Below are 20,211 nucleotides of genomic sequence, written 5' to 3' on the forward strand. Positions count from 1 at the left end.
TTTTTTACAGGCGGGTTTTTTTATTCCGCCGACTGAACGGTCAGAACAATCGTATCTTGATAAGTGCCGCCCTGGGCACTCGCGGTACTACCGATCGTAGCGGTGACCGGGATTACCAATCCGCTTGCAGGAGATCGTCCCAACTCGCGTGCGACCTGAACAGCATTTGTAGAACTGCTTCCTAGATTCACGGGCGTTCCTCGAAACGAAATCGTATATGGAATATAAAGATTCTGAGCCGTGTGTTTCAAACGACTATTGTTCAAAGAAGACGCGAAGAGAATATAACCCGCATTATATTTAAGAATTATATCCGCCGAACGACTGATTCCTGAAGACATTGAACCGAAATTCAAAGTCTCCGTCGTGTCGTTAATATTGAAATTTCCGCCCGTTGCAGCGACGGAGATGTCGACTCTTTTAGGAGCGTTATAATTGAAAGTCACGGTTCCTGACTGCGCCAGAGAATAACTTGAAAGAGTGCCTTTATAAAGAGTGAAAGTAATCGACTCCGTATAGTTTCCATACATGAGCCAGGGATTGGTTTGATTGATCGCCGCCCAGTAGTTAACGACGACCTGCTGATCGCTGCTTCCGCCGACAAGATAGCCTGTGAGAACATCATTGTTGCCTGAAACGTCTGGAAAGTTCTTAAGAATCTGCGTCGCAGAAGGGTTTTTCGTCAGCTGAAAAGGCCAACTGTTGCTTCCCATCTTAAGACTTCTATTTGTAAACGTCGTCGAAGATCCGTAATTCACCGTAATGAAGAAATCGCACGGTCCTGGGTTTGTGTTCGCCTTTACTATAATTGTGGGGTTGACCGTTGCGCCGGAATTGAAATTTACGTTTGTTTGCGCGATCTGCAATTGCATGTTTGTGCAAAATGCATCTGCCAGGGAAAACTGCGGAAATAGAATAAATAAAAAAAGAGAAATATATTTCATCAGTCACCTCTCTTTTTCACAATGATATCACCTAAATTTACTGAAGAGCTTAATTCCTCTTTGACCTCAAAGCTGATTGAAGAAAGCTCAGGATGATCGGTGACAATCGTGTACGATCCCGGCTCTAAACCTTCAATAAAGAATCCACCCGTTTTATTCGTGAAGAAATTATTATCAACCAGCTGACCTTGTGAATTCAAGATGTCGCCTGCCACGAAGGATAAAGGCTCTTTTTCTTCGCTAACGAAGCGACCCTTGACTAAGATTTTTCTTTTTAAGTTCAGGTCAATAAAGATACCGCTGCGATAAGTAGGTTGAGTGGAATAGTATTCCGTCGCCAAAAGATAACCAACTGGCAACGATGTCGAATCCACGTTAACAAGGTTCTTGTAATAAGAGCTTTGATCGCGCAACACGGTCGATTTTCGCGGGCCTAACTGAGCATCACCATGTGTTCCGTACGGATTAATAAGAAGCTCTTGCCCCTCTGGCATTTTATCCGTGTGAATAAGCACAAAACTGTCGTTGATAGGTTGAGTGAAAGCTCCCCGATTGCCAACCCACGCAAAGCCCGTATTAAGACCGATACCCGTGGTGTTGGAATCAATTCCGTTTTGCCAATTGGAGTAGTGATCTAAACGCGCACTGAAAGGTTGCGCTAAATACTCGGCGGAAAGATTGGCAGAGTTACTCCCGTCCGTTTCTGAAAGAGAAGCCATCCAGCGAGCATCGTCATACTTATGCAGGCTGTTTCTGCTTAAAGTTAAGTTGGAACTTTTCTGAAGCGAATCGTAGTAAGCGCTCGCACTGTATTTTCCTTGAGGTTCACTCCAATAAAATGAAAACATACCGCGGTCTTCTTCATCTGTTCCAATAAGCTTATTATAACTGAGCTCAATGCGAGTGTGCGGGTTGAGCGGCACAACCAGATTTGTACGGTAAGTTCTTTGCGTTTCTCCTGCGGCATACTCTAAAGATCCGCCGCCAAATCCCAAAATCCAGGCGGAACCAGAGCGAAAGTTAATCTGCGCATCGTAACGTCGCAAATAACTAAGAACCCCAAGATCAAAAGGTGATACGGCCACAAAATCAGCATCCCGGTTTTCTGCTTCGACAGTCAGAATAACCGGAACGTCTTTTCCGAACATACGATCTAAAGTGCGATAGCGCAGACGTTCTGCAAATCCCTCTTTGCGGGAGCTTTGCGTGGAATATCCCCCTTCAACAGAAAGATAACCCCAGCCGGCGATTCCTGAAAACTCGACGCCCGTTAAAGCTTGCGAAAGATAATTTTGAAAATTCAACCCGAACGTCAATTGATCGGAAAGGCCCATACGGTGATACAAACTAAGAACGGCACCTGTATTATCATAAGCGCGATCCGCCCCGGACTCCCGCCAAGGCAGACCCAAAGAATAAGAGAATTCGTGAACGTCTTTTCTCAAAAGAGTATTTTCAAACAGAACGGAGAAATCATATGTTTCTTCCTGGCCAAGATCGTCCCGAACTTTGATCTTCACATTGTTCTGACCTGTCGCCAAAGGGAAGTCGCGAATATTGAATATCCCCGGGGATAAACGAAGCTGGCTGTAAAGAAATCCATTCACATAAACTTCAACAAGTGACGGTCTTTTGATAACAATTTCGGTATTGCTCAGTGGACGAAGTGTTTTATAAGGCTGAATCGAAAATTCTCGAACAACAGAAAATCCCGCCACATTCGGAGAAATTTGAAAACCCCGGGCGCCTAAAGTTAAATCGCCCAGAGTGTACCGCAACATTTTTTCTTCATCGTCATAGCGAAAGCGCGTGTCTTGTCTTTTCCATGGATCGTCGGAACTTTCCTGATAATCCGCCATGGATTCAAAAACAACACCGTTCACGTTTTCGACAAAATCAAGATGTCCTGTCAAAGGCAGTTTCTCGTCTTCAACACCACTTCCGTACTGAAAGGACTGCTGCGTACGCAGATTGATGTAACCACTTTGCAAAGAAGGTCTTAAAACTTTTTCCTCGCCGAATTCCGTATAGTTCAGGTTAAGGTCATGACTGCGACGATACTTCAGTGGAAGATCCAGACGCAGCTCAAGTGTTGCCTCGTCGAAGAAGACACTTAATCCCGCCGACTCTAGATCATGCAGCGTAAGAACACCTTCTGTCGACACCCGGGCTTTTAAATTTTTCAGCAGATCTTCTTTGAGATACATTTGTAGTCCTTCCACTAAAGGACTTGCTTCGACGGCAAAACTTTTTCTGCCGTCTCTCGGAAAAACCCAGGCCTCACCAAGAACGTGGCCGTCTAGAATCAAGGGCGCAACAAGATAAGGCGTCCCAAGTGCAGGACGCGGGCCGTGCGCTTGAGCGAAGACAACACTCGTCATAATACAGAATAAAAAACTAAAAAGAACGATCCTCAATCGCCGGACTCCGTAAGTTCTATTTCACCGCGAAGCCCGCTGAGGGGAATAGATTGAGGCGTTTGCAACGTGATCGTTCGCGACTCGCCCGGCAGAAGATTTGCACTATCGAGTTCCTTGATTTGCGTGAACTCAACCGCTTTCTTTTCACCGGAATAGATCGTCAACTTTTTTAAGCGCAAAACTTTATGAGCCGTGCCTTCATTGGCAATCGATACTTGAATATTTTTTCCGTCAGAACTTCGCACGTCTTTGAGCCGTACTTTCGCGACGGCACCCTCGGGTGTGACATAAGCCGACGCCACATATTGCAAAAGGAAATTTAGATTTACGCCTGCTTTTTTGGGCTTGGCATTGCGATCCCGAAACTCAACGGGCAATTGAGACGCGACAATACGATAAGCTTTTTCAGTCGGATCATTGAGATCGCCCGCCCAAGTGATGCGGACGTTTCTTTTTTCATTCGGAAGAAGCACTACCTGCTCTGGATAGATATTGAAGTCGCCCGTCTTTTCGCGAACCTCTTCGCCTTTTTCATTACTTCTTCTGGCAAATGCTTCGATTTGCACAGGAACTTTTTCGTTTCCCGGATTTTCTAACGTCAGAACCTGTGTCGTCTTTTTTCCCTCTGGAGAAAAATAAATCACCATAGGTGTTAGACGGAATGCCAACGTAATCGACGGAAATAAAAAGAACAGAACCGTGAGAACTGATTTTCTAAGCATATTAACTAAGCGTATTCGAGGAATAACTCGTGGAGAATGAGGATTAACAATTAATCTTAACAACTGGTCTTAGGAAAGTCCTGACAAGAACGCGATTTTCAGAGGAATACTCCGACTGGAGTAGTTTGTATTCACATTCGGGTAAAAGCTTTGCCGAAGATTTCTAGACTATGGAGCAGTGACCGTAACGACGGAAGCAGGTGAACGCTTTTTTATTTCCACTTTCAAACCTGCGGAACTGTTGGAATGGATTTTGGTTTCTCCATTGACTGACACCAACTTAACGTCAGCTTTCATAGGCACTGTCCCTGAAAGCAAAAGTCTTTTGCTTTTCGCCGTGCTCGCCACACTTACAAGAAAGAGAGCTGAAAAAACCAGAATCTTCATAGCTCTATTATCGGTGAAACCCGACGAAAGCTTTAGGAGAGTTTGGTTTCGCTAAGAACAGGCGGATAAACAGGAATGATAACGATAAATTCCGTGCCTACGCCAGTTTCGGAACGGGCTTGGATTTCTCCCCCATGGTTTTGAATAATGCCGTAAGAGATACTCAAACCCAAGCCGGTGCCTTGACCGACACCTTTCGTGGTAAAGAACGGATCGAAGATTTTTTCCAAAACTTCTGAAGACATACCTTTACCGCTGTCTTGAATGGAAACCTGAACCCATCCGCGTTTGTCTTTCGAGCCTTTATAGTCCTTAAGGGCAACTGTAGAAATCCAAATGTGCCCATTGCCTTCGATTGCTTGGACAGCATTCGACAGGATGTTCATAAAGACTTGATTGATCTGACTCGCGTAACAATGGATCAAAGGAATCGGCTCGTACTGGCGATGAATCTCAATACGATTTTTAATCTCGCCTTGCAGAAGATTCAAAGTTGTATCGAGACTTTGGTGAACGTCGATCTCTTGCAACTTGGCCTCTTCCAATCGCGAGAAGTTTCTAAGTCCCAAAACAATGTCGCGTGTACGGCGAGCACCGTCTTGGCAAGAAGCCACAAGTTTCGGAAGATCCTTAACGATATAGTCGAATTCGTATTCTTCTTTGAGAGCCGGAAGCCTTGCCGGATTTTTTTCAGCGACATCAGCAAGCTCAATGAGTTTTTCAGAGTACTCTTTAAGATGAACCATGTTGCTGTAGATAAATCCGATCGGATTGTTCAATTCGTGCGCCACACCCGCAACAAGTTGCCCCAGACTGACCATCTTTGCGGAATGTACCAGTTTTGTTTGTGTATCTTTGAGTTCTTTATTGGCGGACTCGAGCTCCGTGATCTTCTTTCGAAGATCCGAACGCGCTTGCCAAATCTTTTTACTCATCTCATTGAAAGACTCAGTCAGTAGACCGATTTCAGTGTCGTTTTTTACCGGGATTGTAACGGCTTGTTCTTGGGATTCAAACGACTGCAAAGCTTCGACAAGTTCATAGAGCGGCTTCAACACCCAACTTGAGGTTACAAGAATCGTCAGAATAAGAAGCACGACAACGGCGCCAACGACAGTGATGAAGGCGTAGTTCACGTTTTTAAGAACGGCTTTAGCTTCGCTTTTCGAAGCCCCTAGAGCGACGTTGAATTTCGTGACTCCCCAATTCAGCGGATAGATCAAAAATCCATAGGGATTCGAGCGCACCGTCAAATCAAAGAATGGTTCGCTGCCAGGTCTGAAGTAAGGGCGAAAGAAATCTTTCTTATAAAGGTAAAAATCCGGATGACTTGCAACGACGACTTGCCCTGAGTCTTTGAAAAAGATCAGTTCAAGTTTCAGACGATTTTTTAGCCGACCCACAAATGCTTTGTTTAAGTCGACAATTTGCTCAAGATAGCCGACGGTTCTGCCACCGCTGCCGCTCACTTTCGAAATCAGAATCAAATTTATTTTTTGATTCTCGCCAAACTCGGCCAATGCAATTTCCTTTTCGTCTTTGACGTGCGCCATGTATTTAGCCGAAAGAAAAACGGCATCTTGAACCGGAACAAAACTTCTTACGTTGTCTTTGTCATCTTTAAATACAGAAGCCAACATTCGACCTTCCCGATCGAAAAATGTAAGACTGGAAAGATTGTCCGCTTTAATCCAAGGCGAGGAAATCGTGCGCAGAGTCCCACCATCCCCCATTGTCAGGTGATACACAAGACTGGGATCGCGAACGTACTTGTCGCGCTTTTGCTGCATACTTGCGCGAAGGTCACTCAAGACAAGATCAATTTCCCGCGCATTGCCGCTAAGACGCTGCGAAAGTTCGTGATCGATCGCTTTTTCGTATTTCAACATGGAATAGCCCGTGACAAAAGCCAAGGGCACGACAGAAAAAAGGACAAACCAAACTATCAAGATCGTGCGCAAGGATCTTTTTGGTTTCTTCCTTAGAGTTTTCACTTCTTCGCTTCGTCCACTGTGATGATAAGACGGATGATTCCATCCGGCATGACGCGAGGATGTTTCTCTTTCGTCAGCTTCGCTTTGCCGTATGTGCCAAGGAAAGTAAGAAGATCCTGATATTTCGCTTCGGGAATCGTGAAGTGGTAGTACATGGAGTTAGTACCCGCTTTGCGCCAACCCAGCTCCACGGAACCGGCTTTTCTTCCACCGAGGCCCAGAATCTTATCCGTGATCTTGGGACCAACCACATCCACGTTCGTGACTGCAATTTCACCGCGGTAAAGAAAGCCTCCGCCTGTCGCAGGCGATGCTGTTGTTTCAGCAGCTTTGATTTCTTCCGCTTTCGCCGTCGTCGCCGTCGGAGTAGCGACAGGCTGTGGCTTTTCTGGAGTTTTCGCAGCGACAGTCGTTGCTGTCGGAGCTGGTGTCGCCTCTTTCACACCTTCATCGACAAACTCCGGCGTTTCCACCACAACTTGCGAAGAACCTGATTTTGAAACTTCCGCCAAAACGACTTCTTTGGATCCCGTACCTACTCCAAGCTGCATCACCTTTTGCCAAGGTGTCACAGTCAGTAAAGTCACGATGACAAGAACAACAACCAAAGCCTCTAAACCCCACTTCAAACCTTGCGGCCACTTATCAAAGTTGGATTTTTGCATAAGCACAGTGAGATAGCTGGAAGGCGCACTGATTTGCGCAATGATTGGCTCGGACACAACGGTGTCCGCGAGCTTCTCCGCATAGCTTTGTCCATTTTGGATTTTATTTAAATCGAGCTGGGCATCACGCGAAAATTTCACGTGATCTTCGACGGCGGCACGACGCTCTTTATCGAGACTTCCGGAAAGATAGTCATAAAGAAGCTCATGACCAATAAAGGGAGAAATCTCCCTTTTACCTTTTTTTGAGAGTGGTATTTTATCTTCCTGTTGAGCCATGCTTTAACTTACTCACACCTTGAGTCATACTTCCGAGTTTGCGAAGAGCTCTGCCAAGACGATAACGAATCGTCCCTTGAGTGATTCCCAAGCCTTCGGAAATGTCATCATCGTCGATTTTTAAAATCTTTGACCAAATCACAGTCAGAAGTTCGTCTTCAGAAGCTGATTTTTGAAATTCACGCCACGGACCTAAATCGAGGTCTTCAGGAACCAACCAGCCTGATTCAACGGAAGTATTAGGACGACCGCGAGCCACGCGGGCCTTGAACTTGTCCCACACCGTCTTTGTCGCCGCCACAAGAGCGACTTTGTTATTCATATCCGGATTTCTTTGTTTGCGAACTCGACAAAGGGCTAGAGCCTGGGACGAAGCCTCTATCGCTTTTTGATCATCGAGCAAAGCAAAGTAGAAAAATAAAGCGATAGATTGTACGTCCGATTCGGTCATATTCCCTTATCTTAGTCGACAGTAAGCTGTCTGAGAAGATCAAGCTGGTCGAGAACTTTTCCAGATCCCATAACTACACAGCTAAGAGGATCTTCCGCGATAGAAACCGGAAGTCCCGTTCTTTCTCTAAGCAAAACATCTAAGTTCGCTAGAAGAGCGCCACCGCCCGTTAGAACAATTCCGTTATCGACGATATCAGAAGCTAATTCCGGCGGAGTTTTTTCAAGAGCTGTACGAACAGCGTCGACAACTTCAGACAATGGATCCATCAAAGCATCGTTCACTTGAGAAGATGTGATTTCAATTGTCTTAGGGGCACCGGCAACAAGGTCACGACCTTTGATCTCCATCGACTTTTCTTCTTCGAATGGATAAGCGTTACCGATTTGGATTTTAATATTTTCAGCAGTTCTTTCACCGATCAAAAGATTGAACTGACGACGAACATAATTCACGATCGCTTCGTCGAATTTGTCGCCGGCAACTTTGATAGATTTACAGTAAACGATACCGCCCAAAGAAATCACTGCCACACCCGTCGTACCACCGCCCATATCGACAACCATGTTGCCGGAAGGCTCTGTGATAGGAAGGCCGGCGCCAATAGCTGCTGCCATTGGTTCTTCGATCAAATAAACTTCACGTGCACCGGCAGATTGAGCTGCTTCTTTAACCGCACGTTTTTCCACCTGAGTGATTCCGTAAGGAACGCAGATGATGATACGAGGGCGGATGAAAGATTTTTTCTCTCCCAAAGATTTTCCGATGAAGTATTTCAACATGGACTGAGTTACTTCGAAGTCGGCGATAACACCGTCTTTGATCGGACGAATTGCAACGATACTGCCAGGTGTACGACCCAACATATCTTTCGCTTCTTTACCTACGGCAAGAACACGGTTCTGCATTCCGCGATAATTTTTTTGTACGGCAACGACAGAAGGTTCGTCGAGAATAATGCCGCGTCCTTTAACGTAAACGAGCGTGTTCGCGGTGCCGAGGTCAATGGCGATATCGTTAGAAAAATAATCTTGAACTTTGTCAAAAAAACTCATGCTGAATCTCACTTCAGAGAAATATTCATCGTGTCTAAACAGCTCAAGTCTAGGAGCGATGAAAAGCAGAGTCAATGCAGATATTTAGACAAGTCCCGCCGTTATTTTGACGCAGGCGCACAGCTCACATTTAGAGAGGTGCCGGAAGATCGACCTTGGTAGCGCACTTCCAAACCTTCGTTGAGGGTGCTTTCGGCGCGTAAAGTTTTGTCGATGTCGAGTTCCGCTGCTTCGATCTCGATACGTTCGTCTTGCCCGCCAGTAGCGGGTTTCAAGCGAACGATCACAGATTCATTCGCGCGATTTCGAAATAATTCTTTCTCTACTAAAGACTGCGCGTTCCACGAAATCATCTCTTCACGCTGATTCTGTTTGCGTGATCCAAACTTCAGAGAGCAACGCACTTGAGTGACATTCACCTTCGCTCTTTTAAACGAAGTGTCGCTGATACAAACAGCCTCTACTTCTTTTTCCATCTGAAAGTTCGTCACAAGCATACGAATTTTCGAACCCAGACCGGAACGAACGGCAAAATAATCGTCGCCTTTTCTTTGTAAAAGCTGAATTTCACCTTGAGCCGCTTGTCCCGCCGCCGGAGTCAGGTTCAGACGAGCACGGCCATAAGAATCAAGCAGAGAGCCGAGGATGTCATAACCCTGATTACGCTTGCCATCCCAAAACATGTCTCTGAAAGTTTGCCGTCTTTGCGGATTGAAAGGATTGAGGTTGTCCAAGAAAGTTCGGTCTTTGAGATCCATTCCGTTTACCACACAACGAGCCGCGCTCATCGCTGGCAGATTTCCCACATTTGCAACCGGCGTGTTCGTGCAATTGCGATTATAGGTCTCTACACGCATTTCCCGCGCACAGTTTTGGTTCAAAGAATCATTGAGCAAAGAATCGCAGTAAGCTTTTTTTGAAGAGAAGATTTGTTTCCCAGTCGTGCAGCCATTGACCTTAAATTCGTAAGTAAAAGTGCCCGACACGTCCACCACCGGAGGCGTCACTACATTTCCAGGGACCACCGGCCCTCCGCCTCCGCCGCCCCCATTGGAGCAGGCAACGAGAGACAAAGAAAGGATCGTCATCGCAAATGGCAGGTTCAGTTTTTTCACGGCGGGACCTCCAACTGGTCAACACCGCTAGATATTCAAAGAACCTGCCACTCTCAAACTCAGTTTAATCATTTCTGAGTGGTTTTAAATAGTTAGTTAATAGACGCTGCCAATTTTGGTCAGCCGCATTCGTCCCCCCATGCGGCCTTCATTGTACAGCGCGGATTGATGGATGTGCCGCCCGAGCCGTTCTTATTAACACTGCATTTGATCGTGCGTGCCTGCTCGTAAACGTGTCCCGCAGCTCCGTCGGGCATCACACCCATTTCCGACATCGCATCGAAAAGGGCCTTGGCTGTTATCTTGCCGACTCCCGAAGGCGTTGAGCATTTGTAGTCAGGCATCAAGTCAGGAAGAACACCGCGGTTGGTTTGACGACAGACGAGTTTGGAAACAGTCCACGTGACAACATTTCCTGAGGTGCTCTTGTGCGCGATGGATGAGTTCTTAAGAATATAAGTCATCGTGATGGCTTCATCGCCCAAAAATTCTCTCGTGGATTCATCTCCACATGCTGCCGTTGCGGCGTTGTGAATTAAGAATGCTGAAAAGAATCCCATCAAATATTTCATAAAATCCTCCTTATAAAAATGAAGTTTGAATAGTAAGGATTTCTTTTTTCTTCGGTTAGTTACATCGACGAAACAATGATGTTGCTATTTCACATTCTCCCCGCGTGTATTTTCATCGTCTTTTCTTGCGGCTCTTTATCGCAATGAATGAGTTCACTATCTTTACGGATACTGATGTGAGGTAAGCCATGCACAATATCTCTGATTTTTTAAAAGAAAAAAGTCACCCACGAAAACAAGGACTCAGCGATGTAGCTATTAAAGAATCTTTGTCGGCACTGCACGGTTGGGATCTCGAGGAAGACAGGATCAGCAAAAAATTTCTATTCAATAACTACTACGAGACGATGGCATTTGTGAATGCCGTAGCGTATATCGCCCACTTCGAAGATCATCATCCCGAGTTGGTTGTGAATTACAATCACTGCGTAGTGAGATTTAACACTCATTCCGTCAATGGCGGTAAAGGAGGGATTTCAGAAAATGATTTTATCTGTGCCGCAAAAGTCGACGCCCTTCGCGGCATGCATTTTTCAGCAGCGCCGAACTAGAAATGTTTTTTCCACTCTACTTCGCGCGCCATATAGGCAGTTAAAAGATGTTTTTCTTCGTCGAGGCGAGCATCGCTCCATCCTAACTTTTCTTGAAAAACAGCGCCGACTTCATCGATGACTTTAACGCCATGATTGCGATCAGCAAGGAACAAAGGAACTCGGCGAGCCCAGAAATCACGCATGTGCAGACACATCGTCATATCAATGGCCTGAGCGGCTTCTAACTGCCAGTAGCTATAATTTTCAGGATATTTTTCAAGAATCTCCGCGGCCTCTAAACCATAACGTTCGGCAAGATGTTTGACGTCTTCCAAAGGTCGGCCCGTTTCGGCTGCCCACGCATCGACTTGATTTTGCGCCTGCTGAAAGGCATCGACACTTGTGTACGGGTTCAAAGGCTTCGTTGTATCAGCTTTTGCGAACTGCACTTTTTCCTCGAAAGAAAAGGCCTCTAAAGCTTTATTCACGGTCTGCTGGCACATCAAACGGTAGGTCGTGTACTTACCACCCGCCACGAAAGTAATGCCTCGCGGATCGGCGATAATCGTGTGCTCTCTGCTGGTTTTTCCTTCAGTAGAAGAACCATCGTTCACAAGAGGACGCACTCCCGCATAACTCGCAATCACATCATGAGCTGTAATTTCAGCGCCTGGAAAATAGTGGCGAGTGATCGACAAAAGATATTTTACATCCTCAGGCGTGGCCATGACATCTTCCGGAGATTCCTTGTAATCCGTGTCTGTGGTGCCAATGATGATCATTTCATGGCGAGGAATGCCAAAAACAATACGATCACTTTTTTCGGCCGCCATCACCACGGCGCTTGTGAGTGGCAGACGATTTTTCGGCAAAGTCAGATGAATCCCTTTTGTCGGACGAAGAATGTTCTTCCAGTCTTTTAAAAGAGTATGTCCCACTTCATCGGTCCACGGTCCTACGCTGCTAATCACATGACGGGTTTTAATCGAGAACTTTTCTTTGCTGATTTGATCTTCACAAAGAACTTCAGTAATTTTGTCGTCTTTGAATTTCGCGCCCGTGGCTTTGACATAGTTCGCAGACAACGCGCCATTTTCATTCGCCGAACGCAGTGTTTCGTGCACCAAACGGTCATCATCCATATAGGCATCAGAATAAATATAAGAGCCAAGAAGATGGGCGGAACGAATCGCCGGCATTCTTTCCAAAGATTCTTTTGCATTAAGGCGTTCGTGCATTTCGGGTACTTGGAAAAGGGCCAGGGCATCATAAAGCCACATGCCCAAACCCATTTTCGTCATGCCCACGCGGCTTTCCTCGTATAGAGGAATCATAAAGCGCAATGGATGCACAAGATGCGGAGCCATTTCAAACAAACGAGTGCGTTCGTTCAACGCTTCAAAAACCAGCTTGAATTCGAGGTTCTCTAAGTAACGAATACCGCCGTGGATAAGTTTTGAAGATTTCGAAGATGTTCCCGAAGCAAAGTCGCGCGCTTCAATCAAAGCCACTTTCATCCCGCGCGCTGAAGCATCACGAGCGACCCCTGCTCCGTTAATTCCTCCCCCGATAATCACCAGATCGAATTCCTGGTTTTTCATTTTATTCAAATTCTGAATACGATTTGCGAAGGAGAAATTTTTCATCTGAACTTATCCTTTCGTCGTCTTGACGGAAAGTGTTCCTGGTTGCCAGCTTTCTGCCTTGAAAGCTTTGATGGAATTAGGGACGCCGTTGTCTTGCGGGAAATAAACTCTTTGTAAATGCTTTTCTCTTCCTAATTTGTAGGCGAGCTCACAAAGTTCGTCGCGTGCCTGCAACGAACAATGCTGAACGTGTTCCACCCACAAAGATTGCGTGTGACCGTCGAGGAAAAGAAGCGGTTGCGCGATAAAGTAGCCCATGAGTTTGTCGCTCTCTTTATCTCTGGCAAGGAAACTCCAGCCGAGCGGAATGTAGTGATTCAAAGCTTCCACGCGGAATTTTGAATTCCATCCGGCCATCATTCTTTCCATTTCATCTGGATACGCTTCTTGAAGCTTTTTATTCTCGAGGTCGAGAATATCTTGCAAATCGTCTGCCTGAATTACGCGGCAATAAAGGCTCATGGCCTGAGGTCTCCTTGTCAATTTACTCTATCTATTTCATACTAGAAGAATATGAAATACAAAGACTATTCCACCGAGATTTGGAACCGCATAAATACGACACTAGACCAAGTTTTAAAAGAAGATTCTTCGCCTGTTGCCGCGTTCGATGCCGACGGAACTTTGTGGGATATCGACTTGGGAGAAACCTTTTTCCACTATCAGATTGATAACAAGCTTGTGCCTCTTCCGCCACATCCTTGGGAACACTACGAAGACATGAAAGCACTTCATCCTCCCACGGCGTACCTTTGGCTAGCTCAAATTTGTAAAGGTCAAAGCTTGCAGCAGATCTACAGCTGGGCCAAGGCGGCCGTTATAGAACAAGCTCCCCTGCCCATTTTTCTTGAACAAAAGAAGCTTATCGATTTGTTTTTATCCCGAGGCGTGCGCGTTTATGTAGTGACCGCGTCTGTGAAGTGGGCCGTTGAGCCCGGAGCCGAAATGCTGGGCCTGCGCAAAGAAGACGTTTTGGGCGTTGAAACTGTCGTGGAGAAAGATCTTGTCACTGATGTGCAAAAGGGAATGATCACTTACCGTCAGGGTAAAGTGGATGCACTATTGCACGCCACCCAAGGCAAGAAGCCGTTCTTCTGCTCTGGCAATACAATGGGCGACTTCCAGCTTCTGCAAGCGTCCACACATTTGAGTTTGGCGGTGAGTGCCGCTTCTCGCGACGATAAATTATTTAAAACAGAGTATGAATTGCAACAAAACGCCGAAAACTTCCAATGGCTTTCGCATCGTTTTATCTAAATTGAATTGGGAAAAAGGTACCAGGTACCTTTTTCCCTTATTTCTTGTTATTTACCGACAACTTTTTCGATGTCGGCGATTTCTTTAGGAACGGAAGAGGTCATATTCTCTGAACCGTTTGAAGTAACGCGGATATTGTCTTCGATACGAATCCCGATACCACGATACTTTTGCGGAGCTGACGTGTCTTCGGCCGGGATATAAAGACCTGGCTCAATCGTGAAGCACATATTCGCTTCGATCGGACGTGGCTCGCCTTTTTTGAAGTACAAACCGGCATCATGCACATCCATACCCAACCAGTGACCAATGCCATGCGGATAATATTTCTTTTGCGCCAAAGCTTGGATCAAATCGTCTTTGCGACCGCTCAAAAGACCTAACTCCAACATAAGATCCGTCAATAATGACGTTCCCATATCGTGAAGCTCTTTAAAGACAATTCCAGGCTTTACGTAGTCGATGATTTGTTTTTGAACTTTAAGAACGCCTTCGTAAACACGCGCTTGCTCGTCCGTGAACTTGCCGTTCACTGGATAAGTTCTTGTGATATCACCCGTATAATAGTTGTACTCTGCCCCCGCATCGATCAGAAGCAAGTCGCCATCTTTACAAACTTGGTCGTTGAAATTGTAGTGCAACGTCGTTGCTGAGTTTCCTGAAGCTACGATAAAGTTGTAACCCTCGCGCGCAGCCCCTTTCATATAGAAATGATGAGCCAAGACGCCTTGAACCTGACGTTCAGTCACGCCTGGGCGAGTGAAGCGCATCGCTGCCAAGTGAGCTTGCGCGCTGATTTCGCACGCTTCACGCAATTGTGTCAGTTCGTATTCGGATTTTACCAAACGCATTTCACCCAACAAAGTGTCAGCATCATGAATGGAGAGCAAACCGTAACCTGTACGACCTTGCATCTGTTTTACCATCTCAAGCACACCCTGCATTTGATGATCGACTTCAGGATTTTTATACAAGCGATAATAAACGCGATCGACTTCCTTCAAAAGCTGCGGAGCCACCTTTGTAAATTCGTCAATGGGATAGGCTTTGTCGATTTTAAATTCACGCTCACAGCCTTCAGGACCGTAGCGGAATCCATCCCACGTTTCTCTTTCAGGATCACGGCGACGCACGAACATCACTGTTTCTGGTTTTAAACCGGGACGGTAAACCAAGATAGACTCTGGTTCTTCCCAACCCGTTAGATAAAACAAATTAGAATCTTGGCGATACGGATAGTGCACATCGTGGTTACGAATGTGTTCCGGATGAGAAGCGACAACAAGAGCTCCACCTTGAATTTCTTGTCCTACTTTATTTCTTCGCTCCGCAAAAATGTTCATATCAAAAGTGGGTTTTCTCATGCGTTTCTCCTACAAGCCCCATTTACGAGTCAGACCTTTGAGTTGGCGAGCGGCTGAATCCGCCCCTTTGCTCATGATCTCTCGGCGTTTATCAAAATCCATCATACCATAATTTGACGTATCAAGCGAAACGACAACGTCGACGCCTGGCATAGCTTTGTTATATTGCCCGGCCACTTCGCTCCACAAAATATTGTCAGTGGCCGCAACATCCGCCGTATAAGGCTTAGACCCACCCGGAGTCTGAAGAACATTCACAAACACGATATAGTTCGCGCCTTTTTGGCGAAGGTAGTTCGCGAGCGACGTGACATCTCTCACGCCGGCAATACTGCCTTGATAAGACTTAAAGAACGGCGGGTAAGCCATGCATAGATACATAAGCTGATCTAAAGGACCGCGGTTCATTAGATAAATCTGGTTCTTTTTCAAATTGTAAGAAGGACACGCAAAAGGAATACGGAAATCTTCGGCCTTCGCGCGAGAAAATGCAGATCCGATGAAATCCTTTAGAACGGTGACTTCATTATTTTTGCTGACTCCACCTAACAAAGATTTCTTAAGGACATCCTCTTCTTTCAGTTTGAACATCTGCCACTCGACATCATTCGCCTGCTCTTTATTGGCATACAATGCCGCCATCGGTGCCGCGAATTCAATCCCGCCAATAGCGTGTACCGGAACTTTTGCGCGCATTAACTCATGCAAGAACCCAATATGCGCATAGGTCTTCGCTCCTCCGCCGCCAAGAATAATTCCGATCTTAGGCATGGAAGGAATCACGGGTGCTGGTGGAGGTGGCGGCGCCTCCGTCACTTCTTCTTCGTCCGTCTCCATCGGCGGAGCTTGCGGCGTCGGCTGTTGCGGATACGTGACAGGAGGACGAGTTGTCGGTGGAGGCGTTTTACGAATGTCTTCGCGTGTTCTTAACCCTTGGCAACTTGCCAAGAATAAAAAAAGAGCCAAACAACTAGATCTTCTGAGCAAAGATGAAGAACTCATTATTTCCATCCTTTCCCTGAATGGGTGAAGAAAAATAATCCAAAACTTTAAGACCCTGTTCGCGACAAAGATTTTTAATGCGTTCTTCAACGTCCTGATACAGGGAAGTATCCTTGACTATACCCCCCTTGGATAAACCGTCAATGCCCACTTCAAATTGCGGCTTAACGAGGCTTAAAAGATGGCCTTCGGTCTTAAGAAATCCCGTCAGCTCAGGAATGATCAACGCGATAGAAATAAACGAAACATCCATCACGATAAGGTCGAATTTTTCCGCAGGGGTCGATTTTAAAACCTGCGCCTCTTGCGATAACTGACGTGCGTTGATTCCTTCAATAACTTGAAGGCGTGGATTTTTAAGAAGACTCTGGTGGACCTGGCCATGACCGACATCGACGCCCAAAACTTGGGCGGCCCCGTTCTGCAGAAGGCAGTCTGCAAATCCGCCCGTTGAAATTCCCACATCCAAGACTCTGAGGTCTTTCACAGAAAGATTCAGATGAGCCAAAGCTCCTTCCAATTTTAATCCGCCACGGGAAACGAAGCGGTTGGCACTTCCTTCTTCAATAAAAATTTTGCCCAGAAAGGAGTCGTCCATAGGAAGGCTGGCTTTCTTTAATATTTTTTTCTGAGCGCCTTCTTGAAGATATACTTGCCCGGCATCGATAAGATCCTGCGCATGGGTGCGAGAAGGAGCGAGCCCCTTTTCTGTCAGCCATACATCCAGTCTTTTCTTATCCGACATGTATCACCGATTAGTGCTTGCGAGATTGATTGAAGTTAATGAGATACTCCAGCATCGGAGCATCCGCAGAAACTTTATGAAGTTCCGCCAAAGTTTTCTGACTGACTTCTTGCAGATACGATTTCGTACCTTCAAGACCCAGAATGCCCGTAAAACTGCGCGCATCCTGATCTTTTTCACCATGATCCAAGACGTCGTCAGCTACTTGGAAAGCGAGACCTAAACCTTCGCCAAATTTTCTAAGGCTTTCGATTTCGCGCGGTTTGGCGCCTGCAATAACGGCAGCGCCTTCGACAGAAACACGAATCAGTGCGCCTGTTTTAAGAAGATGTAAGTGCGATAACTCCTCTTGAGTCATTTTTTTATCGCCAGCACGAAGATCGAGGGCTTGACCGCCAACCATCCCACGAATCCCTGCCGCATCCGAAAGAAGACGACTTAGCTGGCCGACAAGAAAACTTGTGTCGCCATAATTTTCCGCAATAAGCATGAAGGCTTCCGTGAGCAAAGCGTCGCCTGCAAGAAGCGCGAAGTCTTCGCCAAAAACTTTGTGATTTGTGGGCTTCCCACGTCGCATGTCATCGTTATCCATGCATGGCAGATCGTCGTGAATCAAAGAGTACGTATGAATAAACTCGACGGCCGCCGCGAAAGGAAGAACCCTCTCCATTGCACAACCAAAAAGTTCACCCACCAATAGAGACAAAACAGGACGGAAACGTTTGCCTCCGTTGGTCGCTGAATAAAGCATGGATTTTCTCAACTCCGCAATCGCTTCGCCTTGAGGCAACTCCATAGACGCTAAATAGTTTTCCACAAACTGATTCACAGTTTGCGTGCGTTTTGCGATTTCCTGATCGAGTTGAATTGCCAAATCCAAGATTAATTTTCCTCTGGAGAAAAATCAGTCACAACAGGTTGACCATCAGCTCCGACAGACATCAAAAGCTTCACTTTTGACTCTGCTTCGTTCAAGCGCTGATGACATTCGCGCGACAACTTCACGCCTTCTTCAAAAAGCTTCAAAGAATCTTCAAGAGCAAGATCGCCTTTTTCCATTTTTTGGACGATCTCTTCAAGGCGTCCTAACTTCTTCTCGAAATCCATCTATTCCTCCTTCACGCTGTCAACAACAGCGGTCAGTGAACCTTGCGCCAGGCGAATATTCAGAAGGTCCCCCTTCTTTACCTGGCGAGCTGACTTAATAACTTCATCTTTTTTCGTAACAATAGAATAGCCTCTTTCAACCACCTTAAGGGGGCTGAGGCTGTCCAGCATCGCCATCAAGCGGAACATCTTGGCACTCTTCTTTTCGAGTGCCAGCTGCAAAGCTTTCGCCGCATGCGATTTTAAATACTCGAGGTCTTTTCTGTGCTCATCAATCAAGTCCTGCGGATCGCCGAGCTTTTCTGTCAAAAGTACCACGCGATGCTCACGTTCTGTCAGAAGACGGTTCATCGCAAACTCAAGACGATTCAAAAGATCATCATTACGCAACTCAAGATCCTGCAAGCGGCGCTGTGGATCTACAAGTCGTTTTGACAGACCTGTCATTTTCTCGCGCAGGTATTTCATCTTTTTCTCGAAAGAAAGAACTAACATTCTGTCGAGCGATTTAACTTTGTTTCCGAGTTCACCGGCACTTTTCGAAACAAGTTCTGCCGCTGCTGATGGCGTCGGTGCGCGCAGGTCGGCTACAAAGTCAGCGATTGTAAAGTCGATCTCATGTCCTACCGCCGAAATTACTGGCACCGGGCTTGCGGCGATCAAACGAGCCAAGGCTTCGTCATTGAAGCACCACATGTCTTCGATGGAGCCGCCCCCCCTGCCCACGATCACAACATCAACGCCGGGAAGAGCCACCGCTTTTTTGAAAGCTTCACGAATTTGTGGAGCCGCCGCCTCGCCTTGCACAATGGTAGGAACAACCGTCACTTGAATGGATTTCGCGCGGCGGGAAAGGACGTTCAGAATATCGCGAATCGCCGCTCCCGTAGGGGACGTCACAATCGCCACGTGTCTTGGAAACGTGGGAATAGGTTTTTTTCGCGCGGTCTCGAAAAGACCTTCTGCTTTGAGTTTCATTTTGAGTTGCTCAAAGGCTTTTTGTAAAGCCCCGGCACCTACAGGCTCCATCATCTCGCACATCAACTGATAATTGCCGCGAGGTTCATAGACCGTGATACGTCCACGAACGATCACTTCCATGCCATCAACAGGTTTGAATTTTAGCCGCGAGTTGTGCCCGCGAAACATCACCGCTGTGATTTGTGACTTTGCATCTTTTAAACTGAAATAAAAGTGGCCGGAAGAATGCGCCTTAAAATTAGAAATCTCTCCCTTGACCCAGACCATGCCTACTTGGCCTTCCAGGAGCTGCTTAATATATATATTTAATTGTTCAATAGAGAGAATCGCCGGCTCATTTTTAGTCAAATTTTCCGGAAGCGCAGAGCTTGTCTGCGCTGAAATTTCTGTTTTGCGAAAGGCTTGATTTGGAACATCTGACATCGGCAACAAAGCTAATGCGGGCTCTGTTCCGAGTCAACACATAGGGAGTCATCTCTTACAGAGACGAATACCAGACATTTTGTGCGGACCACAATCCGCCAACAAAAAAGCAAACCCAGCCCAGCGCTTTATGGCGCGCAAGGTTCTGAAACGCTTGCCCCATGCGCTCTTGGCCGATCCGCACAAGGACGGGGTTTTCCAGCACAAGAACCATTAAGAGTCCATAGAAAAAAACCACGAAAGGAAAAATAAAATCTAGTTTCTCTGGCGTCATATGAAATTTATCGGAGGTTTACGGGAAAGTAAGAGTCCGGTTTCATTGACGGATGAAAGTTCCGTGATAGAATGAAGTCAGGGTTCGAAGGCGTAAAGCTCATCGAAAATAAACCTTACAAGCATAATAAAGGGGACTGTCCCTGACAATGGTGTGCAAGCTCAGCTCGTACTGAGAAGCCTAAAGTTGTTACCATGGTCACCCACCTTAGCTAACATAGGTTTAGTTTTCAGAGTGGCCGTCGGACCTTTTTTTATTTCTCCTCCTGCTCTCAG

The 20,211-nt window shown here is 46.3% G+C and carries 21 protein-coding genes and 1 other RNA gene; 3 read left to right on the forward strand and 19 right to left on the reverse strand.

Annotated elements, in window-relative coordinates:
- Nucleotides 1–20 precede the first annotated feature (20 nt).
- The 10 genes from QJS83_RS09965 to QJS83_RS10010 all read right to left on the reverse strand — a co-directional run bounded on the left by QJS83_RS09965 (nt 21) and on the right by QJS83_RS10010 (nt 10,604).
- A complete protein-coding gene (locus QJS83_RS09965) occupies nt 21–944 on the reverse strand; it encodes a hypothetical protein (protein WP_284604463.1) in 924 nt (307 codons plus the stop codon).
- Nucleotides 944–3,325: a fimbria/pilus outer membrane usher protein gene (locus tag QJS83_RS09970; RefSeq protein WP_284604465.1), complete on the reverse strand. Its 2,382-nt coding sequence runs from the start codon at nt 3,323–3,325 to the stop codon at nt 944–946. The genes QJS83_RS09965 and QJS83_RS09970 overlap by 1 nt, the downstream gene beginning before the upstream one ends.
- Before the next feature lie 32 nt (nt 3,326–3,357).
- The gene (locus QJS83_RS09975) at nt 3,358–4,086 is read right to left on the reverse strand and encodes a fimbrial biogenesis chaperone (protein WP_284604467.1); all 729 of its coding nucleotides are present in this window, start codon (nt 4,084–4,086) and stop codon (nt 3,358–3,360) included.
- Nucleotides 4,087–4,254: 168 nt separating this feature from the next.
- The gene (locus tag QJS83_RS09980; RefSeq protein ID WP_284604470.1) at nt 4,255–4,473 is read right to left on the reverse strand and encodes a hypothetical protein; all 219 of its coding nucleotides are present in this window, start codon (nt 4,471–4,473) and stop codon (nt 4,255–4,257) included.
- Nucleotides 4,474–4,505: 32 nt separating this feature from the next.
- Entirely contained in the window at nt 4,506–6,362 is a 1,857-nt protein-coding gene (locus QJS83_RS09985; protein WP_284604472.1) for an ATP-binding protein, read from the reverse strand.
- 101 nt (nt 6,363–6,463) lie between these two features.
- Nucleotides 6,464–7,411: a zf-HC2 domain-containing protein gene (locus QJS83_RS09990; protein ID WP_284604474.1), complete on the reverse strand. Its 948-nt coding sequence runs from the start codon at nt 7,409–7,411 to the stop codon at nt 6,464–6,466.
- Nucleotides 7,392–7,862 (reverse strand): hypothetical protein, encoded by a 471-nt coding sequence (locus QJS83_RS09995; protein WP_284604476.1) that lies wholly within the window; start codon nt 7,860–7,862, stop codon nt 7,392–7,394. The genes QJS83_RS09990 and QJS83_RS09995 overlap by 20 nt, the downstream gene beginning before the upstream one ends.
- An 11-nt stretch (nt 7,863–7,873) precedes the next feature.
- Nucleotides 7,874–8,917 carry a rod shape-determining protein gene (locus QJS83_RS10000; protein WP_015089392.1) on the reverse strand — a complete coding sequence of 348 codons (1,044 nt, stop codon included), beginning with the start codon at nt 8,915–8,917 and terminating at the stop codon, nt 7,874–7,876.
- 101 nt (nt 8,918–9,018) lie between these two features.
- Entirely contained in the window at nt 9,019–10,032 is a 1,014-nt protein-coding gene (locus tag QJS83_RS10005) for a hypothetical protein (protein WP_284604483.1), read from the reverse strand.
- Nucleotides 10,033–10,151: 119 nt separating this feature from the next.
- Nucleotides 10,152–10,604 (reverse strand): hypothetical protein, encoded by a 453-nt coding sequence (locus QJS83_RS10010; RefSeq protein ID WP_284604485.1) that lies wholly within the window; start codon nt 10,602–10,604, stop codon nt 10,152–10,154.
- Between the two features lie 188 nt (nt 10,605–10,792).
- On the opposite strand from QJS83_RS10010, the gene QJS83_RS10015 reads away from it, so the two are divergent.
- The gene (locus QJS83_RS10015) at nt 10,793–11,155 is read left to right on the forward strand and encodes a 4a-hydroxytetrahydrobiopterin dehydratase (RefSeq protein ID WP_284604487.1); all 363 of its coding nucleotides are present in this window, start codon (nt 10,793–10,795) and stop codon (nt 11,153–11,155) included.
- On the opposite strand, the gene QJS83_RS10020 is transcribed toward QJS83_RS10015, so the two are convergent.
- Both QJS83_RS10020 and QJS83_RS10025 read right to left on the reverse strand, forming a co-directional pair.
- Nucleotides 11,152–12,783: a glycerol-3-phosphate dehydrogenase/oxidase gene (locus QJS83_RS10020; protein ID WP_284604489.1), complete on the reverse strand. Its 1,632-nt coding sequence runs from the start codon at nt 12,781–12,783 to the stop codon at nt 11,152–11,154. The genes QJS83_RS10015 and QJS83_RS10020 overlap by 4 nt on opposite strands.
- A gap of 6 nt (nt 12,784–12,789) precedes the next feature.
- Entirely contained in the window at nt 12,790–13,245 is a 456-nt protein-coding gene (locus QJS83_RS10025; RefSeq protein WP_284604491.1) for a hypothetical protein, read from the reverse strand.
- Between the two features lie 51 nt (nt 13,246–13,296).
- Here QJS83_RS10025 and QJS83_RS10030 point away from each other — a divergent pair, with 51 nt between their 5' ends.
- Nucleotides 13,297–14,040, forward strand: coding sequence for an HAD family hydrolase (locus tag QJS83_RS10030; RefSeq protein ID WP_284604493.1), 744 nt, complete (start codon nt 13,297–13,299; stop codon nt 14,038–14,040).
- Between the two features lie 47 nt (nt 14,041–14,087).
- Here QJS83_RS10030 and QJS83_RS10035 read toward each other — a convergent pair whose 3' ends face one another.
- The 7 genes from QJS83_RS10035 to QJS83_RS10065 are packed head-to-tail and all read right to left on the reverse strand — an operon-like array spanning nt 14,088 to nt 19,936.
- Nucleotides 14,088–15,404: an aminopeptidase P family protein gene (locus QJS83_RS10035; RefSeq protein ID WP_284604495.1), complete on the reverse strand. Its 1,317-nt coding sequence runs from the start codon at nt 15,402–15,404 to the stop codon at nt 14,088–14,090.
- Between the two features lie 9 nt (nt 15,405–15,413).
- Complete coding sequence (locus tag QJS83_RS10040) at nt 15,414–16,406, reverse strand: patatin-like phospholipase family protein (RefSeq protein WP_284604497.1); 993 nt, start codon at nt 16,404–16,406, stop codon at nt 15,414–15,416.
- Nucleotides 16,375–17,151, reverse strand: coding sequence for a TlyA family RNA methyltransferase (locus QJS83_RS10045; RefSeq protein WP_284604499.1), 777 nt, complete (start codon nt 17,149–17,151; stop codon nt 16,375–16,377). Before QJS83_RS10045 ends, QJS83_RS10040 begins: the two co-directional genes overlap by 32 nt.
- A 10-nt stretch (nt 17,152–17,161) precedes the next feature.
- Nucleotides 17,162–18,031, reverse strand: a complete 870-nt coding sequence (locus QJS83_RS10050; protein WP_284604501.1) for a polyprenyl synthetase family protein — start codon at nt 18,029–18,031, stop codon at nt 17,162–17,164.
- A gap of 2 nt (nt 18,032–18,033) precedes the next feature.
- Nucleotides 18,034–18,258, reverse strand: a complete 225-nt coding sequence (locus QJS83_RS10055) for an exodeoxyribonuclease VII small subunit (protein ID WP_284604502.1) — start codon at nt 18,256–18,258, stop codon at nt 18,034–18,036.
- Nucleotides 18,259–19,662, reverse strand: a complete 1,404-nt coding sequence (gene xseA, locus QJS83_RS10060) for an exodeoxyribonuclease VII large subunit (protein ID WP_284604503.1) — start codon at nt 19,660–19,662, stop codon at nt 18,259–18,261.
- Nucleotides 19,663–19,717: 55 nt separating this feature from the next.
- On the reverse strand, nt 19,718–19,936 hold the full coding sequence (locus QJS83_RS10065) for a hypothetical protein (protein WP_284604504.1): 219 nt from the start codon (nt 19,934–19,936) through the stop codon (nt 19,718–19,720).
- A 76-nt stretch (nt 19,937–20,012) separates the two neighbouring features.
- On the opposite strand from QJS83_RS10065, the gene ssrS reads away from it, so the two are divergent.
- Nucleotides 20,013–20,190, forward strand: a non-coding RNA gene (gene ssrS, locus QJS83_RS10070) — 6S RNA.
- Nucleotides 20,191–20,211 lie beyond the last annotated feature (21 nt).

The sequence above is a fragment of the Bdellovibrio sp. 22V genome (assembly GCF_030169785.1).
Taxonomy (GTDB): Bacteria; Bdellovibrionota; Bdellovibrionia; order Bdellovibrionales; family Bdellovibrionaceae; genus Bdellovibrio.

Excerpts from the sequence above, each read along its gene's own strand:
- QJS83_RS09965 (WP_284604463.1), bottom strand. The coding sequence starts at position 944 with ATGAAATATATTTCTCTTTTTTTATTTATTCTATTTCCGCAGTTTTCC.
- QJS83_RS09970 (WP_284604465.1), bottom strand. The coding sequence starts at position 3,325 with ATGACGAGTGTTGTCTTCGCTCAAGCGCACGGCCCGCGTCCTGCACTT.
- QJS83_RS09975 (WP_284604467.1), bottom strand. The coding sequence starts at position 4,086 with ATGCTTAGAAAATCAGTTCTCACGGTTCTGTTCTTTTTATTTCCGTCG.
- QJS83_RS09980 (WP_284604470.1), bottom strand. The coding sequence starts at position 4,473 with ATGAAGATTCTGGTTTTTTCAGCTCTCTTTCTTGTAAGTGTGGCGAGC.
- QJS83_RS09985 (WP_284604472.1), bottom strand. The coding sequence starts at position 6,362 with ATGTTGAAATACGAAAAAGCGATCGATCACGAACTTTCGCAGCGTCTT.
- QJS83_RS09990 (WP_284604474.1), bottom strand. The coding sequence starts at position 7,411 with ATGGCTCAACAGGAAGATAAAATACCACTCTCAAAAAAAGGTAAAAGG.
- QJS83_RS09995 (WP_284604476.1), bottom strand. The coding sequence starts at position 7,862 with ATGACCGAATCGGACGTACAATCTATCGCTTTATTTTTCTACTTTGCT.
- QJS83_RS10000 (WP_015089392.1), bottom strand. The coding sequence starts at position 8,917 with ATGAGTTTTTTTGACAAAGTTCAAGATTATTTTTCTAACGATATCGCC.
- QJS83_RS10010 (WP_284604485.1), bottom strand. The coding sequence starts at position 10,604 with ATGAAATATTTGATGGGATTCTTTTCAGCATTCTTAATTCACAACGCC.
- QJS83_RS10015 (WP_284604487.1), top strand. The coding sequence starts at position 10,793 with ATGCACAATATCTCTGATTTTTTAAAAGAAAAAAGTCACCCACGAAAA.
- QJS83_RS10020 (WP_284604489.1), bottom strand. The coding sequence starts at position 12,783 with ATGAAAAATTTCTCCTTCGCAAATCGTATTCAGAATTTGAATAAAATG.
- QJS83_RS10025 (WP_284604491.1), bottom strand. The coding sequence starts at position 13,245 with ATGAGCCTTTATTGCCGCGTAATTCAGGCAGACGATTTGCAAGATATT.
- QJS83_RS10030 (WP_284604493.1), top strand. The coding sequence starts at position 13,297 with ATGAAATACAAAGACTATTCCACCGAGATTTGGAACCGCATAAATACG.
- QJS83_RS10035 (WP_284604495.1), bottom strand. The coding sequence starts at position 15,404 with ATGAGAAAACCCACTTTTGATATGAACATTTTTGCGGAGCGAAGAAAT.
- QJS83_RS10040 (WP_284604497.1), bottom strand. The coding sequence starts at position 16,406 with ATGAGTTCTTCATCTTTGCTCAGAAGATCTAGTTGTTTGGCTCTTTTT.
- QJS83_RS10045 (WP_284604499.1), bottom strand. The coding sequence starts at position 17,151 with ATGTCGGATAAGAAAAGACTGGATGTATGGCTGACAGAAAAGGGGCTC.
- QJS83_RS10055 (WP_284604502.1), bottom strand. The coding sequence starts at position 18,258 with ATGGATTTCGAGAAGAAGTTAGGACGCCTTGAAGAGATCGTCCAAAAA.
- xseA (WP_284604503.1), bottom strand. The coding sequence starts at position 19,662 with ATGTCAGATGTTCCAAATCAAGCCTTTCGCAAAACAGAAATTTCAGCG.
- QJS83_RS10065 (WP_284604504.1), bottom strand. The coding sequence starts at position 19,936 with ATGACGCCAGAGAAACTAGATTTTATTTTTCCTTTCGTGGTTTTTTTC.